Annotated in this window: 7 protein-coding genes; 6 read left to right on the top strand and 1 reads right to left on the bottom strand. The window is 64.1% G+C overall.

Annotated features, from left to right (window positions below; all coding sequences use genetic code 11):
- Positions 1-10: 10 nt before the first annotated feature.
- From EB235_RS11990 to EB235_RS11965, 6 genes are all read left to right on the top strand, one after another.
- A complete protein-coding gene (locus EB235_RS11990; RefSeq protein ID WP_027030770.1) occupies positions 11-1444 on the top strand; it encodes an MdtA/MuxA family multidrug efflux RND transporter periplasmic adaptor subunit in 1434 nt (477 codons plus the stop codon).
- A complete protein-coding gene (locus EB235_RS11985; protein WP_027030771.1) occupies positions 1441-4593 on the top strand; it encodes an MdtB/MuxB family multidrug efflux RND transporter permease subunit in 3153 nt (1050 codons plus the stop codon). Before EB235_RS11990 ends, EB235_RS11985 begins: the two co-directional genes overlap by 4 nt.
- On the top strand, positions 4590-7874 hold the full coding sequence (locus tag EB235_RS11980) for an efflux RND transporter permease subunit (RefSeq protein WP_027030772.1): 3285 nt from the start codon (positions 4590-4592) through the stop codon (positions 7872-7874). Before EB235_RS11985 ends, EB235_RS11980 begins: the two co-directional genes overlap by 4 nt.
- Positions 7875-8084: 210 nt before the next feature.
- Positions 8085-8456, top strand: a complete 372-nt coding sequence (locus EB235_RS11975; protein WP_027030773.1) for a hypothetical protein — start codon at positions 8085-8087, stop codon at positions 8454-8456.
- 295 nt (positions 8457-8751) lie between these two features.
- On the top strand, positions 8752-10032 hold the full coding sequence (locus EB235_RS11970; protein ID WP_051429666.1) for an efflux RND transporter periplasmic adaptor subunit: 1281 nt from the start codon (positions 8752-8754) through the stop codon (positions 10030-10032).
- A 9-nt stretch (positions 10033-10041) separates the two neighbouring features.
- The gene (locus tag EB235_RS11965; RefSeq protein WP_027030774.1) at positions 10042-13179 is read left to right on the top strand and encodes an efflux RND transporter permease subunit; all 3138 of its coding nucleotides are present in this window, start codon (positions 10042-10044) and stop codon (positions 13177-13179) included.
- A 45-nt stretch (positions 13180-13224) separates the two neighbouring features.
- Here EB235_RS11965 and EB235_RS11960 read toward each other — a convergent pair whose 3' ends face one another.
- The gene (locus tag EB235_RS11960; RefSeq protein ID WP_027030775.1) at positions 13225-19854 is read right to left on the bottom strand and encodes an MBG domain-containing protein; all 6630 of its coding nucleotides are present in this window, start codon (positions 19852-19854) and stop codon (positions 13225-13227) included.
- Positions 19855-19861 lie beyond the last annotated feature (7 nt).

Raw genomic sequence — 19861 nt, 5'->3', positions numbered from 1 at the left:
AGATGCCGCCATGGACCAGCAACTGGAAATGCCCCTGCAGACGACCGTCACGCCACGCCGTTCGCGTGGCTGGATCCCGTGGCTGATCTTCATTGCCGTTGTCGCCGCGACCGGCGCCTATCTCTATCAGCGTCCGCATGTCGAGGCCAGACAGCCCGGCGGCAGGCGCGGCGGGCAGCCGACGACGATCGGTGCCGCCGCCATCGAAAAGGGCACGATAGACGTCACCCTCAACGCTCTCGGCACGGTCACGTCGCTCTCCACCGTCACCGTCAAGTCGCAGGTCACCGGCCCGCTCATCCAGGTGAATTTCAAGGAAGGCCAGGACGTAAAGAAGGGCGACCTGCTGGCTGAGATCGATCCCCGCCCGTTCCAGGCGGCGCTCGCCCAGGCCCAGGGTCAGCTGGTGCGTGACCAGGCCATGCTCAAGGATGCCGGGCTCGACCTCGTCCGCGACCAGAAGCTGGTCGCCCAGGGGGCGGCAACGCCGCAGACCCTCGACGCGCAGGTCGCCCTTGTCGCGCAGGACCAGGGCTCCGTTCAGGTCGACCAGGCGATGATACAGACCGCCACTCTCAATCTCGACTATTGCCGCATCCTGGCGCCGGTCGACGGACGCGCCGGCCTGCGTCAGGTCGACGAGGGCAATTATGTGACGCCGGGCGACGCCAATGGCATCGTCATCATTACCCAGGTGCAGCCGATCAGTGTGCTGTTCACCGTGCCCGAGGACGAATTGCCGGCCATCGCGCAACGCATGCAGCAGGGCGCCACGCTGCCCACCTCTGCCTTCGACCGCGCCGGCGTCAAGAAGCTTGCCGACGGCCAGCTCGAGACCTTCGACAGTCAGATCGACCCGAGCACCGGCACGATCAAACTACGCGCCAGCTTCGCCAATGACACACGCGTCCTCTACCCCAACCAGTTCGTCAACGTCGCGCTGCTGGTCGACGAGCACAAGGACGTGGCGATCGTCCCGATCGCCGCGATCCAGCGCGGCCTGCCCGGCACCTTCGTCTACCTGGTCAACCCAGACAGCACCGTTTCCGTGCGCAAGATCACGCTGGGCGTCACCAATGGCGAGCGTGTCGAGATCCTCGCCGGCCTGAACCCCGGCGACCGTGTCGTCGTCGACGGCGCCGACAAACTGCGCGACGGCGCCCATATCAACCTTCAGCAGGACGGCCAGGCGCCGAGCCCGGCGCAGTCCTCGCCACAGGCACCCTCTCAGCCATCAACACCCGCAGCGGCAGCGACAACCCCGCCAGCTCAAGCCCAACCTGGCGCTCAATCCCCACCCGACCAGCCAGCAGCGGATGCGCCAAATCCGGACAGCTCAGGCAGACACAAGGGCAAGGGCCACAAGCATCGACATTCGGACTCGGGACAGCCGGACTCGGGGCAGCCAAATTCGGGTCAAGCGGAGTCCGGGCAGCAGCAATGAGCCCGTCGCGAGCCTTCATCCTGCGGCCGGTGGCGACATCGCTGTTCATGGTCGCCATCATGCTGTCTGGCCTGCTGGCCTACCGCTATCTGCCCGTCTCGGCCCTGCCTGAGGTCGACTATCCCACCATCCAGGTGCAGACCTTCTATCCCGGCGCCAGCCCGGACGTCATGACGTCCTCGGTCACAGCGCCCTTGGAGGTCCAGCTCGGCCAGATCGCCAACCTCAACCAGATGAACTCTGTGAGTTCGGCCGGGTCCTCGGTCATCACGCTGCAGTTCAGCTTGGCGATCTCGCTTGATGTCGCCGAACAGGAGGTGCAGGCCGCCATCAACGCAGCCGGCAATCTGCTGCCGGCCGACCTGCCGGCGCCGCCGATCTACGCCAAGGTCAACCCGGCCGACGCGCCGGTGCTGACGCTCGGCCTGACCTCGGCGACGATGCCGCTGCGCGACGTGCAGCAGCTTGCCGACACCAGGCTGGCGCAGAAGATATCGCAGCTGCCGGGCGTCGGCCTGGTCAGCCTCAGCGGTGGCCAGCGCCCCGCGGTGCGCGTCCAGGCCGACCCGCGCAAGCTCGCCGCCTACGGTCTCAACCTCGATGATCTGCGCACCACCTTGGGCAGCGCCAACGTCAACACGCCAAAGGGCAATTTCGACGGACCGTCGCGCGCCTACACCATCAACGCCAACGACCAGTTGAAGAGCGCCGACGAGTACCGTTCGCTGATCGTCGCCTATAAGGATGGCGCGCCGGTGCGGCTGAGCGATGTGGCCGACGTGATCGACGCCACCGAGAACAACCGGCTGGCGGCCTGGATGAACAGCACGCCGGCGATCATCCTCAACATCCAGCGTCAGCCCGGCGCCAACGTGATCGACGTGGTCGACCGCATAAAGGCGCTGCTGCCGCAGCTCCAGGCCTCGCTGCCGAACGCCGTCGACGTCAAGGTGCTGACCGACCGCACCACGACCATCCGCGCTTCGGTGCGCGACGTCGAATATGAGCTGACGCTGTCGATCATCCTGGTCGTGCTGGTCATCTTCGTCTTCCTGCGCAGCGCGCGCGCCACGCTGATCCCGAGCCTCTCGGTTCCCCTGTCGCTGGTCGGCACGCTTGGCGTCATGTATCTGTTCGGCTTCAGCCTCGACAATCTGTCGCTGATGGCGCTGACCATCGCCACCGGCTTCGTCGTCGATGACGCCATCGTCGTCATCGAGAACGTCGCGCGCTATGTCGAGGAAGGCGCGACACCGCTTGAAGCGGCGCTGAAAGGGTCGCAGCAGATCGGCTTCACCATCATCTCGCTGACCGTGTCGCTGATCGCGGTGCTGATCCCGCTTTTGTTCATGGGCGATGTCGTCGGCCGCTTGTTCCGGGAATTCTCCATCACGCTGGCCACCACCATCCTGATTTCGGCCGTGGTGTCGCTGACGCTGGTGCCGATGGCCTGCGCCAAGCTGCTCAAACCGATGGCGGCGGTGCGCGAGAACGCCTTGCAGCGCGCCAGCCGCGACTTCTTCGACTGGGTGATCCGGGGTTACGGCCGGGCGCTGACCTGGGTGCTCGACCGGCAGACGCTGATGCTCGTAGTCGCGGCGGCGACGCTGGTGCTGACGGCGGCGCTCTACGTGGTCATCCCCAAGGGGTTCTTCCCGGTGCAGGACACCGGCGTCATCCAGGCCATATCAGAGGCGCCGCAGTCGATCTCCTATGCCGCCATGGCCGACCGCCAGCAGCAGTTGGCCGCCATCATCCTCAGGGATCCCGATGTCGACAGCCTGTCGTCCTTCATCGGCGTCGACGGCACCAACACCACGATGAATGTCGGCCGCATCCTGATCAACCTCAAGGCGCATGAACAGCGCACCGCCGATATCACGCAGGTCATCGCGCGGCTGAAACAGGAAGCCGCTTCGGTAGCGGGCGTCACGCTCTACCTGCAGCCGATTCAGGACTTGACCATCGACGGCCAGGTCAGCCGCACCCAGTATCAATTCGTGCTCCAGGACGCCAATGCCGACGAACTGGGAGAATGGACGCCGAAGCTGCTCGCAAAGTTGAACACGCTGCCGCAGCTCGCCGATGTCGCCAGCGACCTGTCGAACAGCGGCCTTGCCGTCTTCGTCGACATCGACCGCGACCAGGCCGCCCGCTTCGGCATCACACCGGCGACCGTCGACAACGCGCTCTACGATGCTTTCGGCCAGCGCATGGTCTCGACCATCTACACCACATCAAGCCAGTACCGCGTCATTCTCGAGGCCGCCCCGTCCGAGCAGGATTCGCTCAAGGCGCTCTCCTCCGTCTATCTGCCGTCGTCGACGGGCGGCGCGCCGGTGCCGCTGTCGGTGGTGGCCACCACCCATATCGCCACCACACCGCTGCAGATCACCCATATGGGTCAATTCCCGGCCACCACCGTCTCGTTCAACCTGGCGCCCGGCGCGTCGCTCGGCGAAGCGGTCACCGCGATCGACCACGCGCAGGCTGACATCGGCATGCCGCTCAGCATCATCACCAGCTTCCAGGGTGCGGCGCGCGCCTTCCAGGCTTCGCTCGACAACACGCTGTTCCTGATCCTGGCGGCGGTGGTGACGGTCTACATCGTGCTCGGCGTGCTCTATGAGAGCTTCATCCACCCGATCACCATCCTGTCGACGCTGCCTTCGGCTGGCATCGGCGCGCTGCTGGCGCTGATGATCGCCGGCCAGGACCTGACCATCATCTCGATCATCGGCATCATCCTGTTGATCGGCGTGGTCAAGAAGAACGCCATCATGATGATCGACTTCGCGCTCGACGCGCAGCGCCATGAAGGCAAGACACCGCGCGAGGCCATCTACCAGGCCTGCCTGCTGCGCTTCCGCCCGATCCTGATGACGACACTGGCGGCGATGCTGGGTGCCTTGCCGCTGACGCTGGGCACCGGCGTCGGCTCGGAACTGCGCCATCCCTTGGGCGTCTCCATTGTCGGCGGCTTGCTGCTCAGCCAGTTGCTGACACTATTCACCACGCCGGTCATCTATCTCTGGTTCGACCGCCTTGCCGCCCGCTTGCGAGGCATCGAGCCCAACCTGCCACGTACCCCCGATCTTCCCGACCGCCCCAATCTTCCTCGCGGACATGGCGCGGACGCCAGGCCATGAACCTGTCGGTTCCCTTCATCCGGCGGCCGGTGGCGACGACGCTGCTGACCTTCGGCCTGCTGGCGGCCGGGCTGGTGGCGTTTCCGCAATTGCCGGTGGCACCGCTGCCCGCCGTCGACTACCCCGTCATCTCCGTGTCTGCCTCGCTGCCGGGTGCTAGCCCCCAGGTGGTTGCCAACACCGTCGCCAGCCCGCTCGAGCGGCATCTCGGCGAAATTGCCGACGTCAACGAAATGACCTCGTCGAGCAGCGTCGGCAGCGCCCGCATCACCTTGCAGTTCGGGCTTGACCGCGACATTGACGGCGCCGCGCGCGACGTCCAGGCGGCGATCAACGCCGCCCGCGCCGACCTGCCGTCCAGCCTGCGCTCCAATCCGACCTATCGCAAGGTCAATCCCGCCGACGCCCCGATCCTCATCCTGTCGATGACGTCGGACACTTTGTCCAAGGGTCAGCTCTTCGATGCCGCCAGCACCGTTCTGGCGCAGAAACTCTCGCAGGTCGACGGCATCGGCGAGGTATTGGTCGGCGGCAGCTCGCTGCCGGCGGTGCGCGTCGAGCTCAACCCGCAGGTGCTCTATGATTACGGCATCGGCCTGGAGGATGTGCGCGCGGCCCTTGCCTCGGCCAACGCCCATAGCCCCAAGGGCGCCATCGATGTCGGCGAGCAGCGTTATCAGATCTACGCCAACGACCAGGCCAACCAGGCGGAGGCCTACCGCTCGCTGATCGTTGCCTACCGCAACGGCGCGCCGGTCAGGCTTTCCGATGTCGGCCAGGTCAACGATTCCGTCGAGAACATCCGCAATGCCGGTCTGGCCAACGGCAAGCCGGGCGTGCTCATCATCCTCAACCGCTCGCCCAACGCCAACATCATCGCGACGGTGGACCGGGTGAAGGCGCTGCTGCCGACGCTGCGCGCCTCGATCTCGCCGGCCATCGACCTGTCGCTTGCCGTCGATCGCTCAACCACCATCCGCGCCTCGCTGAGCGAGGTCGCGCAGACCCTGATGATCGCCATCGGCCTGGTGATCCTTGTCGTCTTCGCCTTCCTGCGCGACGTGCGCTCGGCGCTGGTGCCGATCGTGGCGGTGCCGGTCTCCCTGATCGGCACGCTGGGCGCAATGTATCTGATGGGCTTCAGCATCGACAATCTGTCGCTGATGGCGATGACGGTGGCCACCGGCTTCGTCGTCGACGACGCCATCGTCGTGCTGGAAAACATCTCTCGCCACACCGCTTCCGGCATGGGCCGCATGGAGGCGGCGATCAAGGGCTCCCAGGAAGTCGGCTTCACCGTGCTGTCGATGAGCCTGTCGCTGATCGCCGTCTTCATTCCGATCCTGCTGATGGGCGGCATTGTCGGCCGGCTGTTTCGCGAATTCGCCATAACGCTCTCGGCGGCGATCCTTGTCTCGCTCGCAATATCGCTGACCACCACGCCGATGATGTGCTCGATCCTGCTGCGGCCCGAGCGGGAACGTGAACACGGCCGGCTCTACCGCTTCAGCGAGCGTATCTTCGAGGGCATGCTGGGCTTCTATCGCCGGTCGCTGTCCTGGGCACTCGACAATCCGCTGCTGGTCATGGCGGTGCTGGCGGCCACGCTCTGCCTCAATGGCTACCTCTATGTCACCATCCCAAAAGGCTTCTTCCCGCAGCAGGATACCGGACGGCTGACCGGCTCGATCCAGGCCGACCAGGCGACCTCCTTCCAATCGATGTCGCAGAAGCTCAGCCAGTTCGCCGGCATCGTCAGCAAGGATCCGGCCGTCGACACCGCGGTCGGCTTCACCGGCGGCGGCCAGACCAATTCCGGCTTCATGTTCGTGTCGCTGAAGCCGTTGGCCGAGCGCAAGATCTCCGCCGACCAGGTCATCGCCAGGCTGCGGCCCGAACTGGCAGTGGTGCCGGGCGCCACGCTCTTCCTGCAGGCTGTGCAGGATATCCGCGTCGGCGGGCGGCAGTCGAACGCGCAGTACCAGTACACCTTGCAAGGGGACAGTTTCGACGAGTTGGCGGAATGGGCGCCAAAGCTCGCCGCCGCTCTGCAGACGGAACCCAGGCTCACCGACGTTAACTCAGACCAGCAGAACAAGGGCCTGGAAGCGGACGTCACCATCGACCGCGATACGGCAACGCGCCTCGGCATAACTGCCAGCCAGATCGACAACACGCTCTACGATGCCTTCGGACAGCGCCAGGTGTCCACCATCTATGTCCAGCGCAACCAGTATCATGTCATCATGGAGGTGGCGCCGCAGTACTGGCAGAACCCGGATGCGCTGAACAAGGTCTATGTCAGCACATCGGGCGGCTCGGTGCATGGTTCGCAGGCGAGCAATGCGGTCGCCGGTACATTCGCTGTATCAGGCCAGTCCACCTCGGCTCAGTCGGTCGCCGCCGACGCCGCGCGCAACCAGGCCAACAATTCCATCACCAGCACCGGCAGGACGGCGGCTTCGACCGGTTCGGCGGTCAGCACCGGACAAGAGACGATGGTGCCGCTGTCGGCCGTCGCGCATTACGGCCCCGGCAGCACGCCGCTTTCGGTCAACCACCAGGGCCTGTTCGTCGCCACCACCCTGTCGTTCAACCTGGCGCCGGGCGTAGCCCTCAGCGACGGCGTCGCGGCCATCAACGCGGCCGCCGACCGCATCGGCATGCCGGCTACCATCCATGGCAGTTTCCAGGGCACGGCGCGCGTCTTCCAGGACTCGCTGTCCGATCAGCCGCTGCTGATCCTTGCCGCGCTGATCGCCGTCTATGTCGTGCTCGGCATTCTCTACGAAAGCTACGCGCACCCGCTGACCATTCTCTCGACCTTGCCCTCGGCCGGCGTCGGCGCCTTGCTGGCGCTGACCCTGTTCAACATCGAGTTCTCGATCATGGCGCTGATCGGCATCATCCTCCTGATCGGCATCGTCAAGAAGAATGCCATCATGATGATCGACTTCGCGCTCGCCGCGGAACGCAACGAAGGCAAGCCGGCGCATGAAGCCATCTACCAGGCGTGCCTGCTGCGCTTCCGCCCGATCATGATGACGACCATGGCAGCACTGTTCGGCGCCGTGCCGTTGGCGATCGGCCTTGGCGAAGGCGCCGAACTGCGCCAGCCGCTCGGCATCGCCATCGTCGGTGGCCTGATCCTGAGCCAGATCCTGACCCTCTACACGACGCCGGTGATCTACATCTATGTCGACCGCCTCGGTCGCTGGGGCCGGCAGTTGCGTTCGCGGACCCGATATCCCTGGCAGCCAGGTGTGCAGCCAGGAGAATGAGGAAGGCACAGCGTGCCGGCTCTCTCAGTCGATCACGACCTGTCAACTTTGCGTTCCTTGCCGTCTAACGGATCGGAACGCTCCTATATGGATTGTGCGGGCCACGAACCGCCGGCGATGAGAGGATCATCGCGACGCGACGGAAGCAGATTGGCCCGCGATCGGAAAGCGATAGCCTTACCGCTTTTCCCGTTGAAGGGAGGCGCAACCATGCGCAGTTTCACACCGAAGATCATAGCAATCGCATCGCTCCTGGCGGCGGTACCGTTGTCGAGTGCTTACGCAGTGCACCGCCACAGGGTCGAACCGGGCGGGATGTCGGCCGAGTCCAGGGCGGTCCTGGATCAGCTGCAAGGCTTGAAGCAGGGGATTGTCGAGGCCATGGATGCAAAGGCGATCACCCCTGAGCAGGAGCACGATCTGATGATGCAGGCCGACATCATCCATCGCTCGGCGGCGAGCGGCGACTACCAAGGCATGCTTGGCCAGATCGAGAATCTGGATCAGCAACTGCAAACCGATTCCGGCGGCGGCACCTATATCGGCGACGGCAGCGATGGCGGCTATTACCCGAACGGCTGATAGAGGCCGACAATGATGGCACGGCGCCTCCGGTGAATTTCAGGGGCGCCGGCTTTTCGATACCGGCCTCGTGGTGCTCGCCACGCAGCTGCTCTCGGCAGTCCTGCCAGCGGACAGGAATGCGGTCAATCCTCACGTGACCCTATGACAACGGCTCCCGGATTGCGGCGGCAACCCTTGATCACTGTGCGATCAAAGTATTGTGCAATGCAACAACGGTCGAACATTCGTCGATTTGGGGCGATCTGGTCTTCAGCACAACGTCCGATCCCACCGTCGATTCAGGAAATCTGCCATGTCCGATGCTCCGCCCTCACCGACGTCGAAGAGCACGAGGCGCGCGGTAGCCGGCCTGTTGATCGTGGCGCTTGCCGGCGGCCTGTGGATCGAACGAAGCCATCTGGCACCGATGCTGAACGAACTCCAAGGCTCCAGCCAGGCCGCCGCGGCAAAACCACCGGTCCAGGCCAAGGGTGTCCCCGTCACTCTGACAACGGCCAGGCAAGGGGAATTCCCCCTCTATCTTGACGGGCTCGGAACCGTGCAGGCGCTCAACACCGTCACCGTGCGGGCCCAGGTTACCGGCCAGCTCATCAAGATCGGCTTCACCCAGGGACACATGGTCAACAAGGGCGACCTGCTCGCCCAGATCGATCCGCGCACCTATGAAGCCGCGCTCGCCCAGGCGAGCGGGCAGTTGGCGCGTGATCAGGCCGCACTGAAGGGAGCGCAGCTTGATCTCGAGCGCGACGCGGTTCTGGTCAAGCAGAAGGCGCTCGCCCAACAGACGCAGGACGATCAGGCCGCTCTCGTTGGCCAGGACCAGGGTACGGTGCAGGCCGACCAGGCCGCGGTCCAGGCCGCGCAGGTCAACCTCGCCTATTGCCGCATCGTTTCGCCAGTCACCGGCAGGGCTGGCTTCCGGCTCGTCGACGAGGGCAATCTGGTTCAGCCGGCCGATGCCGGGGGCATTGTCAGCATCGACCAGGTGCAGCCGATCAGCGTCGTCTTTCCGGTCGCGCAGGATCAAATTCCAGCCATCGGCAAGGCGCTCGATGCTGGTCAGGCACCTGTGCTGGCCATGGCGGAAGACGGACACACGATCCTGTCCAAGGGCACGCTTTCCTACACCAACAATCAGGTCGACGCGGCGACCGGCACGATCAGCCTCAAGGCGACATTCGCCAACGAAGACAACGCGCTTTGGCCGGGCCAGTCGGTCACCGTCAGATTGCTGCTCAACACGCTAAAGGACGTGACGCTGATATCCGAGGATGCCGTGCAGCACGGCCCTGACGGACTGTTTGCCTATGTTTCAGGCGACGATGACAAGGCACAGATGCGGCCGATCAAGGTGGCGCAGACCGGCAACGGCCAGACCGTGGTGAGTGATGGCATCAAGCCCGGCGACAAGACCGTGACCGACGGCGCCTATGGTGTCCAGCCCGGCGTCCTGCTGGACGCGACCATCAATCAGGGCACGCCTCAACAAGTGCCGCCGCCGGCCGGCATCGACACCGCACAGACCTCGTCCACGTCCGCCAACCCAGCGCAAGCCGTTCAAGCACAGAAGTGAGCAGATCCCATGGCGGCTGACGGCGGTCTATCCTCTCCCTTTATCAGGCATCCGGTGGCGACATCGCTGCTGATGGTCGCGATCCTTCTGATCGGCATCGCGGCCTATCCGCTGTTGCCGGTGGCGCCCCTGCCGCAGGTGGATTTCCCCACCATTCAGGTGTCCGTGCAGTTTCCCGGAGCGAGCCCCACCACAATGGCGTCATCCGTCGCCCAGCCGCTTGAGAGCGCCTTTGCGCAGATCTCGGGCATTTCGGAGATGACGTCGTTGAATTCGCTCGGCTCTTCGCAGATCACGCTCCAGTTCGACCTCAATCGCAATATCGACGGCGCAGCCAATGACGTGCAGGCCGCGATCAATTCCGCCGCCGGCCAGCTGCCGACAAGCCTGCCGACCCCACCGACCTATCGCAAGGTCAACCCGGCGGATTCGCCCATCCTGCTTTTGTCGGCAACGTCGGATACTATGCCGCTGACGGCCGTCGACGATGAGGTGGAAACCAAGCTCGGGCAGCAGCTCAGTCAATTGCCGGGTGTCGCCCAAGTGCTCTATGGCGGCCAGCAGAAACCAGCCATCCGGGTGCAGCTGGATCCGGCCAAGCTGGTGTCCAAGGGACTGACGCTGGAGGACGTCCGCAGCCAGTTGAACGGCGTCACCGTCAACAGCCCCACCGGCAGCATCGACGGCGCGACGCACAGCTACACCATCTACACCAACGACCAGCTCATCCAGGTGACGAAGTGGAATGACGTCATCGTCAGCTATCAGAACGGATCGCCGCTCTATCTCAGGGACATCGGCAATGCCGTCAGCGCCGCACAGGACAGCAAGCAGGCCGCCTGGGCAAATGGCAAGCGCGGCATCTTCCTCATCATTTTCAAGCAGCCCGGCGCCAACGTCATCGAAACGGTCGACCGCATCAATGCCGAGCTGCCGCGCCTCACGGCCACCATGTCGCCCGGCATCAAGATCGGCGTCCTGAGCGACCGGACGCAGACCATTCGCGCCGCCGTGAGCGACGTCCGCAACACGCTCCTGATCACCATCGTGCTCGTCATCGCCGTTATCTTCGTGTTCCTGCGCAATGTCAGGGCGACGGCAATTCCAAGCCTCACGGTGCCGCTCGCTTTGTTCGGGGCCTGCGCGATGATGTGGATCGCCGGCTTCACCCTCGACAACCTCTCGCTGATGGCCCTGACCATCGCCGTCGGTTTCGTCGTCGACGACGCGATCGTCGTCCTCGAAAACATCCAGCGGCACATCGAGGATGGAATGACCGCCTTCGACGCGGCGATGACAGGCGCCGGAGAAATCGGCTTCACCATCCTGTCGATCAGCCTGTCGCTGATCGCGGTCCTGCTGCCGCTGCTTTTGATGAGCGGTATCATCGGCCGGCTGTTTCGCGAATTCTCGCTGACGCTTGCCATGACGATCGTCGTTTCGGCCGTCGTCTCGCTGACATTGATCCCGATGCTGGCATCGCGCTTCCTGCGCAGCGAGCACGCCGCCAAGCACGGCAGGCTGTACAATTGGAGCGAACGCGGTTTCGACGGGCTGGCGAAAGCATACGAATGGGCGCTTGATGTCGCCCTGCATTTCCGGTTCGTCACCTTGTGTATCTTCATCGCATCGGTTGCGCTGTCCGTCTTTCTCTTTGTCTGGATCCCGAAAGGCTTCTTTCCGCAGCAGGATACAGGCCTGATCACCGGCCAGTCGGAAGCGTCGCAAGATATCTCGTTTGCCAAGATGCTCGAACGCCAGCGTGCGCTCGGCGCGGTCGTGCAGGCGGATCCCGACGTCGCCAGCGTGGCCATGGCCGTTGGTGGCGTCGGCAACCCCTTGAACAGCGGGCGTGTCTTCATCACGCTGAAACCACGCGATCAGCGGCAGGCGACAGCCGACGAGATCATCCGCCGTCTCCAGCCCAAATTGGCCAAGGTCGAGGGCGCGCATTTGTTCCTCCAGGCAGCGCAGGACGTGCGCGTCGGCGGCCGTGCCTCACGCACCCAGTATCAGATGAGCCTGACCAGCCCCGACATCGACGCGCTGAACAGGTGGTCACCAAAAGTGCTCGCCAGGCTCAAGACCTTGCCTGGCCTTTCAGACGTTGCGTCGGACCAGCAGACGAATGGCACCACGCTGACGCTGACCATCGATCGCGCCCAGGCAGAGCGCTACGGCATCCAGCCAAGCGTGATCGACAGCACGCTCGACGATGCCTTCGGCCAGCGCCAGATCGCCCAGTATTTCACCCAGCTTGCAAGCTACGACGTGATCATGGAGGTCCTGCCGTCACTGCAGGGCGACATCAACACGCTGGACAAGCTTTATGTGAAATCGGCAAGCGGCGCCGATGTCCCGCTCTCGGTCCTCGCCCACTGGACCACCGTGCCGGTCCAGCCGTTGCAGATCAGCCATGAAAGTCAGTTTCCGTCCGTCACGCTCAGTTTCAACCTGGCAGCGGGCACCTCGATCGGCGATGCCACGAATACGGTCACGCAGGCCTTGCAGGACATGCACCTGCCGCCGACGATCAACACCAGTTTCGAAGGCACCGCGCAGGCTTTCCAGCAGTCGCTCGCCTCCATTCCGCTCTTGCTGTTGGGTGCTTTGGTGGCGGTGTATCTGATCCTGGGCATTCTCTATGAAAGCTACATCCACCCGCTGACCATCCTGTCCACTTTGCCATCGGCCGGCATTGGTGCTGTCGCGACCCTGATGCCCCTGGGCTATGATTTCAGCCTGATCGCCTTGATCGCCGTCATTCTGTTGATCGGCATCGTCAAGAAGAACGGTATCATGATGGTCGACTTCGCCATCGAGGGCGAACGCCGCGATGGCCTGTCGAGCGAGGACGCCATCCGCAGGGCAGCCCTGATCCGCTTTCGACCGATCATGATGACGACGATGGCAACCATGCTCGGTGCCGTTCCCCTGATGCTCGGTCACGGAACGGGATCGGAATTGCGGCAACCGCTTGGCGCGGCCATGTTTGGCGGTCTGGCCGTCAGCCAGGCGCTGACCCTGTTCACCACCCCGGTGGTCTACCTTTACCTCGACCGTCTCTCGCAATGGGCCTCCAAAAGCCGCCGCGGTTCGGCCGCGACGACCGGCGCCCCCCCACAGCCGGTGCCTCTCGAGCGATGACAGAAAAGGAACGACGCGCCGGGGCATTGACCGGCAAGTCGCTCCCTATTGGATGGATGCAACGCAAACCGCCGCGGTCTGCGCCATATCCTGGCAGAACGCCGGACCGTCGAGGCGCGGATCCTCGATCAGCGCCTGGGCGTCACCACCGGCGGGTTGCCCAGTGAAGAACACGGGAACCGGCTGGCCGCCACCGTGGCCGGCCGCGCTGTAGGCAACGACGCTGGCCGTGTCGGCCGATGGCACCACGCTGCCTGGCTGCACCACGAGGTTCGCGCCGACATAGGTCAGATCGTAGTTCGCCGAAACGGCAAGACTGCCCTGCTCGATGGCATAGCTGCCAGGCGCGCTTGCGGTGGTCGCATCGGTCGAAAGTGCGCCGCTGGGCGTGTCGCTGCCGGCCAGTCCCAGGCCGCCGACCGTGTAGGTGAGCGGTGGATTGGCGCTTCCTTGCGGCCGGCTTTGCGCATCGGCCACGACCGTAATGGCGCGCTTGCCGATGCTGAAATCCGACCCGACGAAGCCGATGTCGTAGTTTGAATTGGCGCTGCCGGAGAGTGTGCCCTGGCCGATCGCGTAGCTGCCGGCATTCTCGCCCGCCACCCGGTCGAGCGCGCCGACAAGGGCTGCGCCATTGCCGAGATCGGTGTTGGTGTAGGCATAGGAGGACGGATCGGCATTACCGTAGATCTTGCCCTGGCCCGCATTGGCGGTGACCGTCACCGACCGTTTGCCGATGCTGAAATTAGCGGCGACATAGCTGATGTCGTAGTTGCCATTGGCGGCGTCGGACAGCGTACCTCGGCCGATCGCATAGGTGCCGACATTCTCCCCGCTTGCGCGGTCGAGCGTGCCAACCAGCGCTGCACCATGGCCGAGATCGGAGACGGTGTAGCCATAGGAGGATGGGTCATTGTCGCCATAGGTCTTGCCCTGATCCGCATCGGCCGTAACCGTGATGGCGCGCTTGCCGATGGTGAAGTTGGCGCCGAGATAGGTGATGTCGTAGTTCGCGTTGGAGACGTCGAGGCTGCCTTGGCCAATGGCATATGTCCCGGCGTCCTCGCCAGCCATGCGGTCGAGGGCGCCCACAAGGCCAACGCCACTGCCGAGATCAGAGACGGTATAGCCATAAGACAGCGGATCGCTGTCACCATACGTCTTGCCCTGGCCCGCATTGGCGGTGACCGTGATGGCGCGTTTGCCGATGATAAAATCGGCGCCGACATAGCTAATATTGTAGTTCGCGTTGGCGCTGTTGGTGAGCGTGCCCTGACCGATTGCGTAGGTACCGGCATCCTCGCCAGCCGCCCGATCGAGAGCGCCGACCAGCGCGACGCCACCGCCGAGATCGGAAACCGAATAGCCGTAGGAGGCAGGATCGGCATCGCCATAGGTCTTGCCCTGGCCAGCATTGGCGGTGACCGTGACCGACCGCTTGCCGATGCTGAATTCCGCGCCGACATAGCTGATGTCGTAATTCGCGTTGGCGCTGTTGGTCAGCGTGCCCTGCCCGATCGCATAGGTGCCGACACCCTCACCGTCAACCCGGTCGAGAGCGCCGACAAGCGCCGCGCCGTTGCCAAGGCTTGAAACCGTATAGCCAAGCGTCGGATCGGCGTTGCCGTAGGTCTTGCCCTGGCCCGAATTGGCCGTGACCGTCACCGCGCGCTTGCCAATGCTGAAGCTGGAGCCGACGAAGGTGATGTCGTAATTCGCGTTGCCAGCGTTGGTCAGCGAGCCCTGGCCGATGGCATAAGTCCCGACATTTTCGCCGGCTGCCCGATCGAGGGCACCGACCAGTGCCGCGCCGCTGCCAAGGTCGGAGACCGTGTAGCCAAGCGCCGGGTCGGCGTCGCCATAGGTCTTGTTCTGACCTGGATTGGCCGTAACGGTGACCGCGCGCTGGCCGATGGTAAAGTTCGAACCGACATAGGTGATGGCATAGTTGGAGTTGGCCGCATCCGTGAGCGTGCCCCGGCCAATCGCATAGGCGCCGGCGTCCTCGCCCACTGCGCGGTCGAGACTGCCGACCAACGCCGCGCCACCGCCGAGATCGGTGTAGCTGTAGTCCAGGGATGACGGATCGGCATTGCCGTAGGTCTTGCCCTGACCGGCCGTCGCGGTGACCGTGACGGCTCGCTTGCCGATGCTGAAATCGGCGCCGACATAGGTGATGCGGTAATTTGCGTTGGCCACGTCGGTGAGGCTGCCCCGGCCGATCGTGTAATTTCCAACATCCTCGCCAGTCGCGCGATCGAGATCGCCGACAAGGGCTTCGCCATTGCCGAGGCTGGAAACGGTATAGCCGTAAGACGCTGGATCGGCGTTGCCGTAGGTCTTGCCTTGGCCTGTATTGGCCGTCACCGTGATCGCACGCTTGGCTATGGTGAAGTTCGAACCGACATAGCTGATGTCGTAATTCGCGTTCGACACGTCGAGGCTGCCCTGGCCGATGGCATAGGTGCCGGCATCCTCGCCTGCGACGCGATCCAGGCTGCCGGTCAAAGCCACGCCGCTGCCGAGGTTGGAGACCGTGTAGGTGTAGCTCGCCGGGTCGGCATCGCCATAGGTCTTGCCTTGGCCGAGATCCGCCGTCACCGTCACCGCACGCTTGTCGATGGTGAAATTGGCGCCGACATAGGTGATGTCGTAGTTCGTGTTGCTGGCGTTGGTCAGCGTGCCCTGGCCGATCGAATAGCTGCCGGCATTCTCGCCGACGGCACGGTCGAGCGAGCCCACGAGAGCGATGCCATTGCCAAGATCCGAAACCGTGTAGGTGTAGGAAGCCGGATCACCATCGCCGTAGGTTTTGTGCTGGTCGGGATCGGCCGTGACAGTGATCGCCCGTTTGGCGACGCTGAGCACACCCGTACTGCTGAAGGCGAAACCATAGCCGTTGAGCCCGATGAGGCTGCCGGAGGCGATGGTGATCGCATAAGGCCCGCCACCGACCTGCTCGTCGGCGGGCAGCGTGGCGGACGACAGCGATGGGGCGCCGGTGAATGTGTTGGCGGCACTGTCGCCGAGATAGGCATTGGCGACACCTGTCTGATAGCCCGACACCGTGTAGGCGAGCGCCGGCACCGCGGCGTCGCCATAGGTCTTGGTGGTGTTGGTCGAAGTGAAGGTCAGCGTCGGCTGATAAGCGAAGACATAGCGGTTACCGCTCGCGCTCACCGTTGCGCCCGCCGCCGTATTCCACACCGCCGTGTTGCCGCTGTTGAGATTGCCGAATGTGTTGCCGGTCGGGTTCGCCGCATAGACCAGCCAGCGGCCACTGGTCGCGGTGACGGCGTCGCTGCCGCGGCTGTTGACGAAGCTGCCCATTGCCGACAGCACCGGATCGGTGCCGCTGACCGTGGCGCCGGCGGCGATCGTCAGAGTGCTCGTTGTCTGAAGCTTGACCTGGCCTGTCGTGGTGGCGCCCGCGGTGGTCACGCCGCGCGCGCTGGCGACAGTGCCGACGACAAGGCCGCCCTGGTCGTACAGGCTGACCGACCCTGCATTGGCGGCCACCGTGCCGATCTGATTGCCGCCATTGCCCAGGGCGAAACTGCCGGTGCCGCCGAGAACGAGCGATGCAGCCACCAACCCGTTGATCTGCGTGACTGTGCCGTTCGACGACAGCGCCAGCGTGCCGGCGCCGATCGACACCGCCTGGTCGATCGCGAAGGTGGTCGCCGCCGTCTCGATCTGCCAGTTGGCGAAGGAGAGGCTGCCGACATAGGTCGAGCCGACCGTCGCGGAAGCCGCGTCTTGCAGCGTCGAAAGGGACGTGATCGAGCTGTCCGCTTCATCGAGACGCCAATTGCCGTAGACGTTCAGGTTGGAGACATTTCCGCCCGACAGGCCTGTCCGGAACGTCACGCCGTTTTGCGCGCCCGAGCTATTGGCCGGATCCGCATCGCGCACGGTGTAGGCCAGCACGCTGTCGTTGATCCAGCCGGTCGGCACGGCGATATAGTAATAGCCATTGACGCCAGTGGTGACGGTGCCGATGTCGACACCGTTCGAGACGCCGGTGACGAAGCCGGGATTCTTCACATAATAGGGTTGCTTCGTGCCGGAAGAGAGCGGGGTGACGCCGCTGTCCTTGTAGGCAATGCCGGAAATCGCCTGGACCCCGTTCGGATAAAAGCTCTTCAGATAGGGATAAAGGCCTCCGGTGCCGCCACCGAAGGCCGCGCTCAGGCTAGCGGCGTAACCGCCTTGCAGTTGCACTGTGGTGAGACCCGTGCTGGTGACGCCCGCGGTGCCATTACCGGATACGCCCGTGGTCGTTCCGGACGTCGTGGTGTCGAAATAGACATTCGTGACCGTCCCGTACGAGAAGCCGACGCTGCCTCCGATGGAGGTAGAGCCGGTCGTCCCGTTGACTGCGCCGGTGGAATAGCCGTCGCTGACGGCGCCGCTGTTGAATCCGACCAGGCCGCCTACATATTGACCGCCGAGCACGCTTCCCAAGGCATAGACTTGGCTGACAATGCCGCCGGGGCCATTGTAGCCGACGATACCGCCGACATTGTTTGCGTTGTTGCTATCGACAGCCACGGTAGAGAATGATCGCGTGACGGTACCGTCATTTCGGCCGACCAGGCCGCCCGAACTGCTGACGCCTTGGAGATAGCCGCTGGCCCAGACGCCGGAGATCGTGCCGTTGTTCCAACCAGCGATCGCACCCGTTTCGTAGGAGCCGCTGGTGTAGCTGTCGACGAGCCCGACATTGCGCACCACGCCGGCCCCGCCGACATAGCCGAACAGGCCGACATAATTCGCCGGGATCTGTCGGACCCAGATCTGGTTGATGATGTGGCCGAGCCCGTCGAACGTGCCGTTGAAGCCGTTGCCGCCATTCTGGATGTTGGTGTTGCCGTCGGTGCCGAGCGCCGTGAACCCCAGCAAATTGTTCCACGAATAGGTGGAACTGGCTTCGATGTCGTTGGCGAGTGCGTAGCGCCCGTTCAGCCCGCTGTTGATCGCTTGCAACTGGTTGACGTCGTAGATCAGTGCATAGCTCTGCCCGTTGATCGACAGCGCCTGCGCCCCTTGCGTGCCCGTGAAAGTCATCTTCGCACCGAGCGCATAGGAGATTGTGCCGCCGCTGCCGCCATTGTTGGTGACCAATGAAATGCCGCCGACACCGCCGATCGTGGCGTTCGCATTGAAGACGATCGAGTGATAGGCGTTGAGCGTCAGCGTGTTGGCGCTCCAGCTGATCGGCGCCGCGATGGTGATATCGCCGGCCTGCGAGCCGCCGCTGCCCGTCGAAATGGTGACATTGGCCATCGCCAGCTGGTTCTGCAGCGTGGTGACGTTGATGACGCTGTCGTTGGAGTTGGCAGTGAAACCGCCGGTATCGGCACCATTCGAGATGGTGACGTTGTAGGGATCAAGCAACAGGTCGCCAGTGTCGCCGAAGCGGGCGCGCAGGTCGACCTCACCTGTGTAATCGAGGCGTTGCTTGCCCGACACTTCGGTGAAGCCGCCATTGCCGCCGCGCTCGCCACCGCGAGCCGAGATCTTGCCGGCGAAATTCGTCTTCTCGTCGGACCAGACAATGACCGTGCCGCCATCGCCGGTGCCGGTCGCATCGGCGTTGATCGTGGTTGCCGCATCGATCTCGGTCGTTGCCGCGCGTTGCAGGCTGCCGGAACCCTGCTTGTCGCCGCCGATCTTGACCGTGCCGCCGCCATCCTTGCCGGAGGCATCGACGACGGCATGCTTGAGTTTCAGCTTGCGGCCGGTGACCGCGATCTTGCCACCCTTGCCGCCCGCCTTGGCCGAAGCGTCGAGCTTGCCGGAGACTTCGACAGACCCTTCATCGCCGCCCAGCACAATGGCGCCGGACTTGCCGGACACCGTGCGCGCCTCGATGACGCCGGACATATTGACCGCCTGGCGCGCCGCATTCCGGACCGCTGCCGCCTTGAGCTCGACCGTGCCGCCATCGGCGCTGATCAAACCGGAATTGCTGACCAGCGCGCTGCTGCCGTCGGCCTTGGTCGGCACGGAAACCTGCAGAAAGCCGTCGCCGGAGAGATCGAGTGTTGCCTTCTCGCCCGAGCCCAGCCCGACCTTGCCGAGCGGCACGCTGATCGATCCCGCATTGTCGACACTGCCGCCGATCAGCGCGGCATAGCCGCCGCGACCGATGCTGATCGCGCCCTGGTTGGAGACAGCAGCAGAAGCGCCCTTGCCTTCGAAAGACAGCTTGCCGGCCTTGAAATCCTCGTCGCTGATGCCGAGCGTGGAGCCGACAAAGCCGGCGGCACTGACCTTGCCGGTCTTGGAGATGGCAATGCCGTTGGGATTGATGAGAAAGACCTGGCCGTTGGCGTTGAGCTGCCCGGCGATGGTCGAGCTGGTGCCGCCGGTGACACGGTTAAGCATCGTCGAGGTCGATGTCGGCTGGTCGATGGTGACGGTGGCGCCGGCACCGATCGAAAAACTCTGCCAGTTGACGATGGCCGAGTTGGTCGACTGCTTGATGCTCAGTTGCGAAGACGACGGATTGGAGATGGTGACGCCGCCGGACGCGACACTGCCGCCGGTCGGCAGTTCCTGCGCCCGCGCCGATGTGAAGCCGACAAGCGCCGTCGACGCCAGCAGCAGCGCCATCAGCGGTGCACTGGTGCGGTTGAGATGCAGTGGGGAGAAGGGCCGGTAGTGCATGCTGTCC

The sequence above is a fragment of the Mesorhizobium loti R88b genome (genome assembly GCF_013170845.1).
Classification (GTDB): Bacteria; Pseudomonadota; Alphaproteobacteria; order Rhizobiales; family Rhizobiaceae; genus Mesorhizobium; species Mesorhizobium loti_B.
This window is presented reverse-complemented; position numbering and strand designations above follow the sequence as displayed.